The sequence below is a fragment of the Rickettsiella endosymbiont of Xylota segnis genome (assembly GCF_964019545.1).
Lineage (GTDB): Bacteria > Pseudomonadota > Gammaproteobacteria > Diplorickettsiales > Diplorickettsiaceae > Aquirickettsiella.
In genome coordinates this window covers 853,521-868,931 of sequence record NZ_OZ026451.1, presented here as the reverse complement: position 1 = coordinate 868,931, position 15,411 = coordinate 853,521, and the positions used below count along the sequence as shown (strand labels likewise).

General features: G+C 36.3%; 14 protein-coding genes. 10 read left to right on the top strand and 4 right to left on the bottom strand.

Features of this window, described 5'->3' with window-relative positions:
- Positions 1 to 111 precede the first annotated feature (111 nt).
- A complete protein-coding gene (locus tag AACL18_RS03955; RefSeq protein WP_339051555.1) occupies positions 112 to 1,659 on the top strand; it encodes a hypothetical protein in 1,548 nt (515 codons plus the stop codon).
- A 95-nt stretch (positions 1,660 to 1,754) separates the two neighbouring features.
- Here the strand turns inward: AACL18_RS03955 and AACL18_RS03950 are convergent, their stop codons facing one another.
- Both AACL18_RS03950 and AACL18_RS03945 read right to left on the bottom strand, forming a co-directional pair.
- Complete coding sequence (locus AACL18_RS03950; RefSeq protein WP_339051553.1) at positions 1,755 to 2,690, bottom strand: hypothetical protein; 936 nt, start codon at positions 2,688 to 2,690, stop codon at positions 1,755 to 1,757.
- Between the two features lie 315 nt (positions 2,691 to 3,005).
- Positions 3,006 to 4,157: a serine hydrolase gene (locus tag AACL18_RS03945; RefSeq protein ID WP_339051552.1), complete on the bottom strand. Its 1,152-nt coding sequence runs from the start codon at positions 4,155 to 4,157 to the stop codon at positions 3,006 to 3,008.
- A 324-nt stretch (positions 4,158 to 4,481) separates the two neighbouring features.
- Between AACL18_RS03945 and AACL18_RS03940 the strand changes: the two genes are divergently transcribed.
- Positions 4,482 to 5,762: an MFS transporter gene (locus tag AACL18_RS03940; RefSeq protein ID WP_339051550.1), complete on the top strand. Its 1,281-nt coding sequence runs from the start codon at positions 4,482 to 4,484 to the stop codon at positions 5,760 to 5,762.
- Positions 5,763 to 5,840: 78 nt separating this feature from the next.
- Here AACL18_RS03940 and AACL18_RS03935 read toward each other — a convergent pair whose 3' ends face one another.
- Positions 5,841 to 6,581, bottom strand: coding sequence for a DUF5662 family protein (locus tag AACL18_RS03935; protein WP_339051549.1), 741 nt, complete (start codon positions 6,579 to 6,581; stop codon positions 5,841 to 5,843).
- A 252-nt stretch (positions 6,582 to 6,833) separates the two neighbouring features.
- A complete protein-coding gene (locus AACL18_RS03930) occupies positions 6,834 to 7,778 on the bottom strand; it encodes a hypothetical protein (RefSeq protein WP_339051547.1) in 945 nt (314 codons plus the stop codon).
- A 300-nt stretch (positions 7,779 to 8,078) separates the two neighbouring features.
- On the opposite strand from AACL18_RS03930, the gene AACL18_RS03925 reads away from it, so the two are divergent.
- The 8 genes from AACL18_RS03925 to potC all read left to right on the top strand — a co-directional run bounded on the left by AACL18_RS03925 (position 8,079) and on the right by potC (position 15,410).
- On the top strand, positions 8,079 to 8,621 hold the full coding sequence (locus AACL18_RS03925; RefSeq protein ID WP_339051546.1) for a cytochrome b: 543 nt from the start codon (positions 8,079 to 8,081) through the stop codon (positions 8,619 to 8,621).
- 39 nt (positions 8,622 to 8,660) lie between these two features.
- Positions 8,661 to 9,965: a Tol-Pal system beta propeller repeat protein TolB gene (tolB, locus tag AACL18_RS03920; RefSeq protein ID WP_339051544.1), complete on the top strand. Its 1,305-nt coding sequence runs from the start codon at positions 8,661 to 8,663 to the stop codon at positions 9,963 to 9,965.
- A 22-nt stretch (positions 9,966 to 9,987) separates the two neighbouring features.
- Positions 9,988 to 10,533 carry a peptidoglycan-associated lipoprotein Pal gene (gene pal, locus AACL18_RS03915; protein ID WP_339051543.1) on the top strand — a complete coding sequence of 182 codons (546 nt, stop codon included), beginning with the start codon at positions 9,988 to 9,990 and terminating at the stop codon, positions 10,531 to 10,533.
- A 15-nt stretch (positions 10,534 to 10,548) separates the two neighbouring features.
- Positions 10,549 to 11,583, top strand: a complete 1,035-nt coding sequence (gene ybgF, locus AACL18_RS03910; RefSeq protein WP_339051542.1) for a tol-pal system protein YbgF — start codon at positions 10,549 to 10,551, stop codon at positions 11,581 to 11,583.
- A gap of 189 nt (positions 11,584 to 11,772) precedes the next feature.
- Positions 11,773 to 12,555, top strand: coding sequence for a tRNA pseudouridine(38-40) synthase TruA (truA, locus tag AACL18_RS03905; protein ID WP_339051541.1), 783 nt, complete (start codon positions 11,773 to 11,775; stop codon positions 12,553 to 12,555).
- A 150-nt stretch (positions 12,556 to 12,705) separates the two neighbouring features.
- Positions 12,706 to 13,803 (top strand): spermidine/putrescine ABC transporter ATP-binding protein PotA, encoded by a 1,098-nt coding sequence (gene potA, locus AACL18_RS03900; RefSeq protein ID WP_339051540.1) that lies wholly within the window; start codon positions 12,706 to 12,708, stop codon positions 13,801 to 13,803.
- On the top strand, positions 13,793 to 14,659 hold the full coding sequence (gene potB, locus AACL18_RS03895) for a spermidine/putrescine ABC transporter permease PotB (RefSeq protein WP_339051538.1): 867 nt from the start codon (positions 13,793 to 13,795) through the stop codon (positions 14,657 to 14,659). Before potA ends, potB begins: the two co-directional genes overlap by 11 nt.
- Complete coding sequence (gene potC, locus AACL18_RS03890; protein WP_339051537.1) at positions 14,637 to 15,410, top strand: spermidine/putrescine ABC transporter permease PotC; 774 nt, start codon at positions 14,637 to 14,639, stop codon at positions 15,408 to 15,410. The genes potB and potC overlap by 23 nt, the downstream gene beginning before the upstream one ends.
- The last annotated feature ends 1 nt before the right edge of the window (position 15,411 follow it).

Genomic DNA, 15,411 nt, shown 5'->3' with positions numbered 1-15,411 from the left:
TTAATAAATAATATATCTATTATTTAAAATATAAATACATAAGTGATATTAATCTTTTCTTAAGAATCAAAAATTACACTCGATCGTTCTTAAACTTAGTTAGGTTCGATCATGTTAAAACACACCGTGCAATTTCAACGTCCAATAAAACAACAAGAAGAAATAAATAAAATTGTCCAAGAAGTTTCTGATATTGAAAGAAAATATGCCCTTGAGTTCGTCATAAAAAAGCTTTCTGAAAAGAGGATATTAACGAAAGAAGAAAGTGAAATTTTAGATGAAATGCTTGCTAAGATACAAAAAAAAAGAGAAGAAATAAGTGAAATTGTCCAAGAAGTTTCTGATATTGAAAGAAAATATGCCCTTAAGTTCGCCATATTTAAGCTTTCTAAAAAGGAGAAATTAACGAAAGAAGAAAGTGAAATTTTAGATGAAATGCTTGCTAAGTATAGAGCAGAACAAAATGATTTGAAGCCTGCTTTAGTTCCTGCTAGACTGAATCAAGCTAAAAAGCAAGAAAATCGTCAAGAAATTGTTGCTAAAAATAATGAAAATATCGCTAAAGATAAAGCAAACCTTGAGCCAGTAAAAAATCCTGTCCCTACAATATCACCAGCAACTAAACAGAAAAAAGAGGAAGTTTTACAGCATAAGCAAACGGCTAAACAGGAAAATATTCAACCCTTTTTGGTTATTAATAAAGACGATCTCAATAAAGATAGGCTTAAGTCCCCGAAGGTAAATTCAGTAACTTTAAATAATAATCAAGCATCTTCAGAATTAGAGCAAAAATTCGCTAAATTAGCTATAGCAGGAGGAATCTTTAAAACAAAAAATAATGATACAACAGAAAAAGACGACGTAATTAGCGCTACTAAAAATGTTAGCCCTGATGAACAAAGTAAATTATCCAAGCGAGCAGCTGTCGAAGTGCAGTTAGAACAAAAAAATATGGATAACATTGCAGCCTCAGAGCAAACTCAAAATTCTCAGGACAATTTTTCTTTATTACAAAATTTGCAAATCGCTATAAAGAATCTAAAGAAAAGGGAAGCGATTAAAGAGACAAATAATTTACCTACTTGGGTTAAAATCGATTTCTTATTAGAAAGATTAGCGTATTCTACTAATGAAAAAAAAGATGAAGATTTAGAGTTTAGGCTGGACGAAAATATTTCACATCAGTTCAATGATCAATCCGATGAAGAATTTATTAAGCAAGCAGCATCAATAAAAAATAGTTTTTTTTACAATAAGATAGTTCCTATTCTCAAAACCTTGAAAAGGCATTTACCTCCAGAGAAATTTGATCTTCTAAGAAATGAAATATTAGTAAAGAATTCTGAAAAACAGTTAGACAAGAAAACTTTTCAAGAATTAGGTTTACAGGCCAATTCCTTTGATCGCTGCTTATCAATAATATGCGAGAAAAACCCAAGCATGGAAGGATTTGATGAAATAGAAATACAGATCCAGAAAGCAGTGCTGCAATTGGAAGCAATTGGTCAAAAGCAGCATGAAAATCAAGCGTCAAAGGTTTTGAATAATAAAAATGTAAAATCTTTCGAAAATAAAAACCCTACCGCGGGTTATTTTAAAAAATTATCTCCAATAGATAATATCGATCCTGTGGTGTTAAGCGCGACTCTTAAATCTTGATTTAATTTGAATTACAGAAAGCATACTGTGTTAAACAGTATGCTTTTCTATAAGGTTATTGGCAATGTTTTGCATTAATAATGGCTTTCCAGGATTCATAGCGTTCCGTGTTGCGGTCTTAATGTAACCAGATCCTGGAGACTACTTCTGCTTTTTGATCGTCGCGGAGGTGCTGTAAAACATTTAACCGTAGATTTGTTTTTGACAGATTCAGTGCCTTCTGAATTTAATGTGTGGATAAAATTTTTGATTTTTTGCTCTGGATTTTTCTCTTTCATTAAACAAATTAATTGATCAAACCTCCATTGTTTTTCCTTAAGATCTGAAAGTGTGGATAAATAAGTATTAAGCGGCAGCCATACTGAATTATAGGCTTTATCGATACGCAGGTATTGATTACCATCATTAAAAATTTCGCAACAATTATTTGAGGTGAGTAGATCGTTTGCTTTTAATATCGTTAAAATATTTACTAGTGCAGGGTTTGAAAGTAAAAGATTAAAGTTTTCTTGGGTTAAGAGCATGTCGAGTATCTCTACCGCTTTAACAAGGTCGTTAAACTTCTTCGAAATATGCTCATTAGTCGTTTCGAAGTATTTAGCGGTATTATCAAAGTTTGTTTGCGATAATAAATTCTTTTTTTTCAACTGGGAAAGTAGTTTTGCAAGCAGAGAAAATTCATCATCTTTCAAATGAATTAATTTATCAAGATTGTCTGTTAAGAGTTTGCTAGCATGTAATTGCTGCACAGGCTCAAAGCTACTACTTTTGCCGATAGTGTTTAAATAATCTAATAATGCTTGATAAACCTTGAAAGATTCTTGTGTGCAATTGGGTTCGTTTTCAATAAAACACTGATTAAATTTTAAAAAATTGGTTTGATCCGCCTCGCTGAGTCTACGTAATGCGCGTATGGCTGCTTGATATTGATGGCCTGTGCTAGGGAATAGGGTGCCGATTAAACGTCGCCAGGGACCTTTTTTTTTATCGTAGTTCTCTAAGGCTTCATTGATTGGTGGGGGGAATGGCATAATAGCTCCTTATTATTACTTGCCGGGTTTGCAAAAATTGTTGCAAATTAAAATGAGCTAACATTATAGTGTATTCTATTTAAATAGGCATGTTCTTTTTTGACAAAAAATAGTTTTTAATTTCTACATTTTATTTTTATCTATTAAAATTTTATTGGACTATATATGTATAAAATTTTTTTATCTTTTAGCAAAATCCTTGCTATTTGGGGATTGCAGCCGGGTAAGTCGTTTAAGGTTCTCGTACAATAAAATTAATTACTTTGAAAAATTAAGCGCTGGTATTAGCGGAAGCGCTTAACATAGGATAGAATTTTATAGGTTTTGTAAAATATCGCGTCCCAGTTTGATTCTTTCGTCACCTAAAAATTTATTAGTTAGAATAATAACACCTATTTTTTGCTCAGGAATATACGCCATATAGCTGGACATCCCATAACCGGAACCGGTTTTATCAATAAAAATTTTACCGTCGGCTAAAGGATTGGCGTTAATTATTTTTTTATTATGAAAGAGCGGAAACCCATTTTGGTCAAAAGTAATAAAGTAAGTGTCACCGATAGAATTTTTTAAGACTGATAAATGATGTGCTTGCCAAGCCAGTTGTTCACAAGAAAGCTTATCCGCAAAACAAACTCTATTTTGATGGACCAACAGGATTGCTTTACTCAGATTATTATAATGCAGTGTTTTCGCATTGATTTGCGCATATAAATAGTTGCCGAGATCGGAAATGTCTGATTTTAACGAAGCGGCGGCAAACCATGTTTCAAGGTTTTTATTGTAAGCTACAATGTTATTTTGCGGATCATGACCGACAGCAAGATATTTTTCCTTGAGCGCGGGTACTTGAAAATACGTTGAATGCATCTGCAAAGGGGTTAAAACTTTAGTCGTTAAAAGCGTTTGATAATTCTGATGATAAATATTCTGTAACACATAGCCGACGATACCGATACCGGCGTTCGAATAACTATATTCTTTACCAGGTATTTTTGAAGCTGGGTATTGTTGTAAAGCTTGTGTAAGTTCAGCATAGTTTTTAGGTCGGGGTTTGAAATCAAAAGGAAAGCCTGAAGTGTGGGTTAGTAATTCATTCAGTGTGATCGATTTTAAGCGGGAATTTTGTTTTAATGCTGGAAAATAATTAATAAAAGGATCATTTAAATTTAATTTTTTTTCCACTATCGCGCGAGCGGCGAGTGTTGCTGTAAAGGTTTTAGTGAACGAACCTATCGTATAAAGCGTGTGGTTGCTGGTAGGAATTTTTTTTAACGGATCGGCCCAGCCTAGATTATAAAAATGAATTTTATTTTGATCGATAATCGCTATAGACATTCCAGGAACTTGATTTTGTTGCATAAAGCTCTGCGCTAATGCGCGTATTTTTTCTTCGTTATAGGCATACGCTGGAATCTGTAGACAGAGAGTGAATAAAAGCAAGCCATATTTGAATTTTTTTTTCATAAATTAGAATAAATCCTGGAATAAACAAAATATTATTATGATTACTGGCTAAATAATAGTTGATAAAATGCAGTAAAGCTTATCCTATCAGGATATCGTGTAGACGAAATAAGCAAGTCGTTTCCGCATTGACATAGACAAAATTTTTTGCACTGTTTACTATACTCCTACTTGAAAATGCGAAAGGTGTAAATAAAGCGGATTTAAAAAATCCAAAGTAAGGAATACGGGTACTTAAAAGTAGCCTGCATAGGGATGTGTGTTTGCATAGCAAGAAACTGACTTAGTCTATATCACACACTTAAGTTTTGGGATTACACAAAAATGTCGAATAATCGTTTTATCAATAGATGTTTGCAACATCCTTATTACCCTTGGTTAATTTGGGGTTTGGCGGCGAGTGCTTTTTTTATTGAGTATTTTGCCAGAGTGGCGCCGAGTGTGATGGTCGATTCGTTGATGCATGATTTTAAAGTGCAAGCCTTAGCTTTAGGTAGTTTATCGGCTTTTTTCTACTATACCTATGTCGGTATGCAAATTCCGGTCGGTATTTTAGTCGATCGGTTTAGTTTACGCTGGTTATTGACCAGCATGATCTTTCTTTGTGGTGTGTCTTGTCTTATTTTTGCGAGCACTACACATTTAGAAATTGCTGCGTTTGCGCGCTTGATGATGGGTTTTGGTGCAGCATTCGCTTTTGTCAGTGCATTGAAAGTAGCGGCGGTGTGGTTTCCGGCACATAAGTTTGGCTTGTTAGCGGGTTTGACGCAGGCCTTAGGTATGCTAGGTGCTGCAGTAGGTCAAATGCCAATGGCTTATTTAGTAGAAAACCTGGGTTGGCGTAGGGCTTTATCCTTTATTGCGGGCTTAATGATTTTATTGTCGATGCTGGTGGCACTCTTAGTACGTGATCCGAAATTTCCGGCGGCTCAAACCAAAGTTAAAAAAACTTTAACACAGTCACCTTGGTCAGGTTTGATGCGCGTACTGCGAAATCCACAGAGTTGGTGGAACGCTTTATTAGCTGGTTTACTGTTTGCACCCACTGCCGCTTTGGCAGAATTATGGGGGGTTAAATTTTTTCGTCAAACCCATGATTTAACGAATGAAGTGGCTGCGATGGGAATCAGTTTAATCTTTGTTGGTTGGACGATCGGGGGTCCTTTAGTCGGTTGGATTTCAGATAAAATTCAACGACGCAAAATTATACTCATTTTATCGGCAAGTTTCAGTTTATTATTCGCCAGTCTGGTTATTTTATTGCCCGGGTTACCTTTGGGTATCTTATTTAGTTTGTTATTTTTATATGGATTTGCCAATACCGGTGTGGCAACCGCTTATGCAGTGGCTTCGGAAATTAACCCACAAACTGTTGCTGGGACGTCAGTGGCATTCGCGAATATGGCTTCGGTAATTATTGGTGCAGGATTTCAACCACTTATTGGTTGGATGTTACAGAAAAATTGGGATGGTGCGATGGAGCACGGTTTACCTTTGTATTCTAATAGTGATTTTCGTACGGCTTTATTGCTTTTGCTCGCTAGTTTATTGCTGGCAATTTTCGTCGCTTGTGGTATTAAAGAAACCTATTGTCGTCGTATTTAAAATACTGAGTGTTTAAATTAGTATTAATAGTAAGTTAAACCCCCTATTAATACTAAAAAATCTAATTACCGACTACTTTTATCGAGAAAGACTCGATTTTTGTTGATAAGATGACTCATTATTTGCATGAAGTGCTTGTTCTAAGGTATCCACAATTCTGTGTATTTTTGTTTTTTGTTCTTCAGAAAAAGGCCATCTTTTGTCATCTCCAATATTGTTTTTTACAAACTCTTTACAATCAGTTTTATACTCTTGACTAACTGCCACCCAATCGGCAAGCATTTCAAGAAGGTCGAGATTGCTCATTTTTTCTAAGGAATGTTGAATTTTTTCTTTATTATCTTCTAGGGTATTATCGTCTTTGAAATAATGAAATTCAGGATGATGTGAGTTTACTTTCCAATGGTGGTGAATAGCTTCACCTATTTTTTCTGGAATTTCATCGGAATAAGCATAGTCTTTTTTAAGATCTTTTTCCATATGATGTTTCCAATTAATATACACGTAAGCTTCTCGTTCTGGATCTAAAAATTTACTTTTATCATGATTTTGTCCTCGTTTTATGAGTTCATCTTTTATTTTTTCAAGTTCTTTTTCACAATCTAAGGACAAACATTCCTTTAAGTTTTGTTGTAAGAGTATTTTTAAATTATTAAAAACATGAGTTTGATGTTTTAGAGTTCTTTCATAAGAAAATTTTACCATTTCTTCTGTTAATGCGGCATTAAAACTGAAGGAAGCCAAATATTGTTGTAATGTGGGAAGAGTATTATCGATGTCGCTGGTATTAGTTGTATTAAAAAAATTGATTTTATGCATAAAATATCTCCTTTTTTTAAAAATTATATATTCGATTTTAATCGTAACATAAAATTATCAAAAAATGATCTATTTTTAATATAATTTCTATATATAAATTAATTTATTTTCTATTTTTTAATTTTAAAAAAATTAGATATCTTTTACAAAGATAATAGAATAAAATATTAGCTATTTATAACATTCTATTGCTTAGATAAAGTTTGCCATCAACCAAAGAAATGGCTGATGACAATAAATAGTTACAATAACCTATCTTATGCTTAACTGAGCGACCTGGGATGTAGTAGCATCAGACGGTGCAATCGGTTTAAATAAGCTACTATTCACTGTGTTGGTTTTAGTATTGATGTGATTTAGAATATAGTCGAGACTTTTCTCGCTTGCTACGCTCCATACGCGAGGGTCTATTACTGTAGAATTGTTATCTGACTTTAGAAGACTAGGATCTGGAACGTAATGCTCATTAAAGCGGATGATCCATTCTTTAGTGGCCTTATCATAAATTCCGCTCTTATCCAAAGGATAACCATAGGTTATTAGTTTATCTTGTAAAATTAAAACTTCAGCTTGGGTGGGGTTATTTCCATTGAAATAGGGGGTTTTCTTTTCTTGTGTAGTGGTTTCTTTAAATAAGCCGATATTATAATCCTTAGCTAACTTTTCCCATACTACCCCAAAATATTTACCAGGGGCTATATGCCGTGGGAATGTTTTACCTTCACCTTCTTCCAAAATTACCTGTTCTCCACCGAGTTCAACTAAATAAACTTGTTGACCATCTTTTGCAACGAGTTGTGCTTCGATTATTGCGACTTCACCTAGACCCACAATATTTTTTCTCATATCCAGATCTGGGAAGTTTGTCCGAATTTTTTGCAATGATGCTGTTAATGCATCTATTTGTTCTGGTTTAAAAGGAGATTCTGCATCATTCATTAACATGAGATTAATACTATATTCATTGACTGAAGGCTCATTTCTAAACCTACTTCGACCACAACAAAAACTGACTTGTGTATTTTGATCTAATTTGTAAGTTTCACGGCCAGTTTCTTCAAATAAATTATGAATACTAGCGCCATTGCTATTAAGTGTGGCTAGCGTAATACCCTTATCCGTTGATACCGAATAGGTTATTACAATTAATCCCACGCCTTGTGTTCTATTTTTGAAATCTCGATTTTCTGTTGGCATATTATTTCCTCACTATTTTTTTGTAATTAAAAAATTATAATGCATCGTAATTGTAACATGAAATTCAAAAAAATTATCATTAATATCCTGATGAAAAATAGTTTTTTAAATAAGTTTTAATCATTTTATTAAATTAATGAGGGAAAAATTAAAAAATAAAATACTACTGAATAAATAATAATTTTTTATAAAAAAACGGTTAATTGGAATTTTAAATAAACTCAGCTAAATTATAGATTACGGACGCGCTAGCTGGGTACGGATTTATATTCTATAAATATTAATTTGAGTTATTTTACGATGTTAAAAAATACGGCAACGCTTTATGGCACTATCGCTAAGTTTTTTCATTGGTTGATGGCAGTGCTGATTATTGGAATGTTTATGGTAGCTTTTACCATGATCAATATTCCTGCTTCTCATTTTAGCGATATTTTATTTAGTTTGCATAAAGCGACGGGTTTGCTTTTATTCGGTTTACTGATCTTAAGATTGGCCTGGCGTTTTATAAATAAGACACCGAAATTACCGCCATCGATTCCATTATGGCAGCGCCAGTTGGCCAAATTTAATATTACCGCACTGTATCTATTGATGTTGACAATGCCGTTAACCGGATTTTTTATGTCAACATTCGGTGATCATGCGGTTAGTTTTTATGGTATTTTTACAGTGCCACCTTTAGCTGATAATCAGCTGGTGTCCAAATTTTTTGCAAAAGCACATGAAATATTGGCTTATTTATTGATTGCGTCATTCACTTTGCATGTCATTGGCGCATTTTTCCATCCTGTTTTGCAAAGAATGTGGATATTACCTAAAAATAGAGTTAATGGAGAATAATAAATGAACGAGCTGTGTTTAGAAAAGTCGTGTCATGCGATGAAAAAATTTATTTTTATACTGATCAATGTCTTGTCCCTCAGTAGTTTATTGCTGAGTTATAACGCTTCGGCAGCGTTAAATCTTGAATTAACACAAGGAGTGGCCAATCAGCTACCGATTGCGATCGTGCCTTTTAGCAGTGATGCAAGATTTGCTCCAGAAAACGATATCACGCACGTCATTCAATCAGATTTAAGTCACAGTGGTCAATTTAAGGTAACGCTGACGAAAAATTTATCGCAAGCTGACAAAGCTACCGTGGGGTATTGGCGGGCGCATCACGTGGATGATGTCCTATCGGGAAAGATAACGGCATTAGGGCAGGAGCAATATCGTGTGCATATTAATTTAATACAGGTTGCGCAGGGCCGTAAGCAGATTTTAGCGCAACGAGAATTTACTGTAAAATATCCACAATTACGGATGCTAGGACATCATATTAGTGATCTGATTTATGAAAAATTAACCGGAGTGAAAGGGATTTTTTCAACACGTATCGCTTATGTGCTGGTTACTCGTGAGAATAATCATCGGGTGTATAGTTTACAAGTAGCGGATATGGATGGTTATAATGCCAAACCTTTATTAACTTCGACACAACCCATCATGTCTCCCGCATGGTCGCACGATGGTAAACGCATTGCGTATGTTTCTTTTGAAAAAATCATGCCGCGTATTTATATTCAAACCATCGCTAATGGGCAGCGCCAATGTGTTAGTGATTATCCGGGTATTAATGGTGCGCCAGCATGGTCTCCGGATGATAAAACCTTGGCTTTAGCCTTATCTAAAAATTCCGTCACGCCGAAAATTTATTTAATGAGTTTAGTCACGAAAGATTTACGTCAAGTGAGCTTTGGTTTTTCTATCGATACCGAACCGACTTGGTCAGCTGATGGTCGATCATTGTTATTTACTTCGGATAGAGGCGGTGGACCACAAATCTATCAAATGGATTTGCAGAATAAACGCTTACAACGCATTACTTTTGATGGCAGTTATAATGCGCGTGCTTCTTTTTCACCCGATGGAAAAATGATAGTGGTACTCAATCGTGAACAAGGAATGTATAATATAGCGGTGCAAGATTTAGACGACGATACTTTACTAAACGTTACCCATTCCGGTTTTGATGCATCTCCCAGTTTTGCACCGAATGGACAAATGGTTTTATTTGAATCAAAACCCGGTGAACATGGCTTATTAGGGATGGCTTCAATCGATGGAAGAATAAATTGTCGCTTACCTACACCAGTAGGTGATGTGCAAGATCCGGTTTGGTCGCCTTTTTTATCGAGTTAACTATTTTAAGTGAGGTTAGCATATGTTAATAAAAAAATTGTTCAAAATGAGTGTTATCGCTGCAGCGTTGTTAAGTTTAGCTGCTTGTTCCACAGCAGACAAAAGTGAATTAGGTGAAACCTCGGCTAATCCGACCTATGCCGATAGCGCACTGACACAAGGAGCGGGAGATATAGGTAGCTTTTATGGCGATGAGAGCACACATCCAATGCAAGTCGGTAATCAGACCTATTATTTTGATTTTGACAAAAGTTTCGTCCGTGATGAAGATAAACCTTCGTTGCAAGTACAGGCACATTACCTAATTAGTCATCCACAAGCTAAAATATTGATAACAGGTAATACCGACGAAAGAGGCAGCCGTGAATATAACATTGCTTTAGGTCGACGCCGTGCCTTAAGTGTTCAACAATTTTTAATCGCAAATGGCGTCAACGCAAGTCAAATCCTAACGGTCAGTTATGGGGCAGAAAAACCGGTAGCTTTTGGTCATAGCGAAGCGGATTATGCAAAAAATCGTCGTGCTGATTTACAGTATCAAACTCCGGTTATTACCGATAAGATGTAATACTAGGAATTATCTATGCTAAGGGTAAATTCGAGGCTCGTTAAGTCAATTAAGCTTTGCTTATGCTGTGTGGGTTTATTACTAAGCGCACACACGTATGCACTGGCGCCCGTCGTTGATGCGTATGACGATGATGATGATGCTCCGGCTACGATGACTAACGCTGCAAATCCTACGGCTCAAGCCAATGAGCCGCCTAATACAACAGGTAATTCACTTCCCAACCTAGCACCGAATCCAGCAGCGCCGAGTGCTCCAACGATACCGCGTAATTCGGCTTCATTTTCGTTGGAGCAACGCGTCACGATTTTAGAACGTCAAATTACTAATCTCAATCCCATGTTGGTGCAGGTTGACGATCTGCAACAACAATTACAAAGCTTACAAGGCAAAATTGATTCACAACAACATGCGATCAAAGTGTTAGAAGAGCAAGTGCGTAATCAATATTTAGCATTAGAAAAACGCTTAGCGCCGCGAAATAATCAAAGCGCCGACTATTCTAGAAAACCAGTCAATGTTTCGAGTCCAGTTAATAGCGCATTGGGTCCACGTCCATTAGTTGATCTGAGTAGGAGTAAAAACCAAATTTCTAAGGACAGAAAGTCGATGATGCCGAATGCGGCGCCTACGGCGGCGGGAGAGCGTGCTTATCAGGTAGCCTTTCAGCTATTAAAAACTAAACAATACAACGAAGCGATAGAAGCCTTTGAGACATTCAATAAAAAGTTTCCGAATGATTTAAATGTTGCGAATGCAGACTATTTTTTAGGTCAGTTGTATTTGTTACAAGGAAAAGCTGATCCAGCGATTAACTTTTTTAAACGTTTTATTAGTCATTCTAGCCAAGACGCACGCGTTCCCGATGCGATGTTGCAGTGTGGTTTAGCTTATTTTGCTAAAGGTGATAAACCAATGGCGATGGAATTGTTTGAAAAAATAATCCAACAATACCCAGATTCAAAAGCAGCACAGGCGGCTCAAGCTCGTTTACAGCAATTTAAAGCAATGATTTCTGCTGCAAGTATTCCGTCCAAGAATAAGGTGTAAATCGCTACACTGATTTAATTTATCCGTTATTGCGAACATCGAAGTACGCGGTAATCTAGGAAATATACTCACAGCAGTGGGATTTTTGGCAAGTACCACGTCTATGCCAGTGATCATGGTATAACCAAAGCCATGAAGATTTCGAATTGAGCGGCAATACAGACAAATTCAAGTGCGAACAGTATAAGTATGAGAATTGCATTGGGTATCTCTTATCAAGGTAGCGCTTACCATGGGTGGCAGTCACAAAAAGGATTAGCGTGTATACAAACCTGTTTAGAACAGGCGATTAGTCAAGTTGCGGATCATCCAATAAGCTTAAGCTGTGCCGGACGTACCGATAAAGGTGTGCATGCCTTAGGTCAAGTGGCGCACTTTGATAGCAGGGTGCAACGATCGCAACGTGCTTGGTTGTTAGGCTGTAATAGTCTTTTACCTCCAGATATACGTGTTAACTGGGTGCAAGTTGTGGATAGTACTTTTCATGCGCGATTTTCTGCCACAGCACGTCGTTATTATTATATTATTTATAATCACTCTTTAAAAAATGCACTGTGGAATCAATACACAAGTCATAATTACTTTCCTTTAAATGAAAGTGATATGCAGTTTGCTGCGCAGTATCTGATGGGTGAGCATGATTTTAGTTCATTTCGTGCTGCAGGCTGTCAAGCTAAGAGTGCACGACGAGAAGTGCAGCATATTAAGGTGATGCGTGAAGGCTACTATGTAATCATCGATATCCAAGCAAATGCTTTTTTACATCATATGGTACGTAATATTAGTGCGGTATTAATGTCGATAGGCACAGGTAAAAAACCCATTGAGTGGGCTAAAGAAGTTTTATTGGCACGGAATCGAAAAGCCGCTGACATAACGGCTGCACCTAACGGATTGTATTTATGCCAAGTTTTTTATCCAGAAAAATTTGTGTTGCCGAAATTGGAAAATAATTTTTTTAGAATGATTTAAGTGAGGAGTTATTTTAACTCGGTTGTCGCACATCTTCGCGCTCGCCATGGCGATGGATGCTTTTTAATAAACTACTTGGTTTTACTGAAGCTCTATTGCATAATCCCTTGCAATTTTAGTCTCATATCTTGTAGTGAGGTTACTTGTGTAATGAATGGCAATGTCCTTGAACTTAAAGGAGTGACTAAACGCTTCGATGACGAAGACGTATTAGAAGATATTAACTTCGAGGTGAGGCATGGTGAATTTTTGACCTTGCTGGGTCCTAGCGGTTGTGGAAAAACAACGTTATTGCGTTTGATTTCAGGTTTTGAGCAACCCGATGCTGGGGTCATTTGTATTAATGGTATTGATGTCAAAGGATTATCGCCTCAAGCACGTCATGTCAATACCGTTTTTCAAAGCTATGCTTTATTTCCGCATTTAAATGTCTTTGACAATATTGCGTTTGGCTTGCGTTGCAAAGGCGGTTTATCGAAAGCTGAGATTCAACAACAAGTTAACGATGCATTAAATATGGTGAAATTGGCGCACTTAAGTGAGCGTAAACCTTATCAGCTCAGTGGTGGCCAACAGCAGCGTGTGGCGATTGCTCGAGCGGTGGTGAATAAACCGAGTATACTTTTATTGGATGAACCGTTAAGTTCTTTAGATTATCGATTGCGCAAAACCATGCAGCTCGAACTAAAACAACTGCAAACGCAATTAGGTATTACGTTTATTTTTGTGACACATGATCAAGAAGAAGCTTTGTCGATGTCGGATCGGGTTGTGGTGATGCATGAAGGACGTATCGAACAAATCGGCACACCGCGCGAGGTCTATGAAGAACCGCATAGTTTACGTGTTGCCCGTTTTATCGGTGAGGTCAATATTTTCGAAACACAAATTATTTCGGCTGATGAAGATGTGTTTCATGCAATAATCGAAGGTAAAGAATTTACTTTAAAAAATCGCCGTCATTTTTCTAAGAATCAAAAAGTTTATACTTTAGTTAGGCCTGAAGATCTCGAGGTCTGGTCACCCGCTGAAGTGACGGATACCTCGCAAATGTTCCCCGGCGTGGTTGAGCAAGTCATTTACAAGGGTTCAACCGTAGATCTGATGGTGCGTTTGCAAAGTCAAAATTTATTGGCTGCTACTCAATTTTTTAATGAAGATGATGAAAAATTAGATTTCCATAGTGGCGAGTCGGTTTGGGTGCATTGGATACCTGGGTGGGAGGTTATTTTGCCCGATGAAAGTTGATCGTCTGTTTAAAGGAACCACTATCAGTATCGTTTGGCTATGGCTGTCTGTATTTGCTTTATTGCCGACGCTATTGGTGTTGATAACCAGTTTCCTGAAAAATGATCCAGTAAATCTTTTTCGTTGGCAATTTTCATTGCAAAATTATCAAGCTTTATTAAATCCTATTTATTTCAGAGTTTTTTGGCATTCTTTTTGCGTAGCTGGACTTTGTAGTGTAATTTGTTTAGTACTCAGTTATCCGTTTGCTTATCTCTTAGCAAGACTAGATTCTAAATACAAAAGTTTATTATTATTTTTAGTGATTATTCCTTTTTGGACCAGTTCATTAATCCGTACCTATGCAATTATCTCCATATTGAAAGCGAAAGGATTATTAAATTCCGTATTATTAACGCTAGGGATTATTCATCATCCATTAACCATTTTGTATACCAGTACGGCGGTCATTATCGGTTTAGTGTATAGCTTACTTCCATTCATGATTTTGCCTTTATATGCCAATATTGAAAAATTAGATACACAATTTATCGATGCAGCGCGCGATTTAGGAGCGAATACCGTAACTACGTTTACACGCGTAATTTTACCGTTAACGTTTCCGGGTATTATGGGAGGAATTATTTTAGTGTTCTTGCCAGCAATGAGTATGTTTTATATTCCAGATATTTTAGGTGGCGCTAAGTCGTTGTTAGTTGGGAATCTTATTCAAAACGAATTTTTATCCGCAAATAATTGGCCATTAGGTTCTGCGGTGAGTATGGTACTTACTTTAGCGATGGGTGTGTTGTTGTTACTGTATCGACGTGCCAACAAACTAGGACAATATCACGATGAACCGATTGGCGAAATTTAGTTATTTGGCAGTGATCTACTGCTTTTTTTACTTTCCTATTATTTTGTTGATTATTTATTCCTTTAATAATTCGACCTATTCATTACTTTGGCATGGATTTACCTTAGATTGGTATAAACAGTTAGGTGATGATAGCGATCTTGCCGTAGTCGCTTTGCATTCATTAGAAGTGGGTGTGTTAGCGGCTAGTTTTGCGACATTGATAGGAACTATTGCCGCAACTTGTCTGTATCGTTATCGTTTTTTTGGTAAGCATTTATTGCATGGTTTATTGTTTGTATTGATAGTCTCGCCCGATATTGTGATGGGAATTTCGTTACTTATTTTATTTTTTTTACTGCATATGCGCTTGGGTTTTTGGACATTGTTATTATCACATATTACTTTTTGTATTCCATTTGTGGCCGTCACGGTTTATAGTCGACTGACCGGTTTAGATAAAAATATTTTTGAAGCTGCGCGTGATTTAGGTGCGACTGACTTTATGAGTTTTCGTCGGATTATTATTCCTATGTTATGGCCGGCCATATTAGCGGGTTGGCTATTAAGTTTTACTTTATCATTAGATGACGTGATCATTAGTTTTTTTGTTACCGGTCCTGATTTTCAAATTTTACCCTTATATATCTATTCGTTAGTGCGTATTGGATTAAAACCTGAATTAAATGCCCTATGTTCAGTGATGTTTGCTATTACGCTATTTATCGTAGTTGCCTTCCAACTCGCATTACCTAAAAAGGTTAATCAATAAT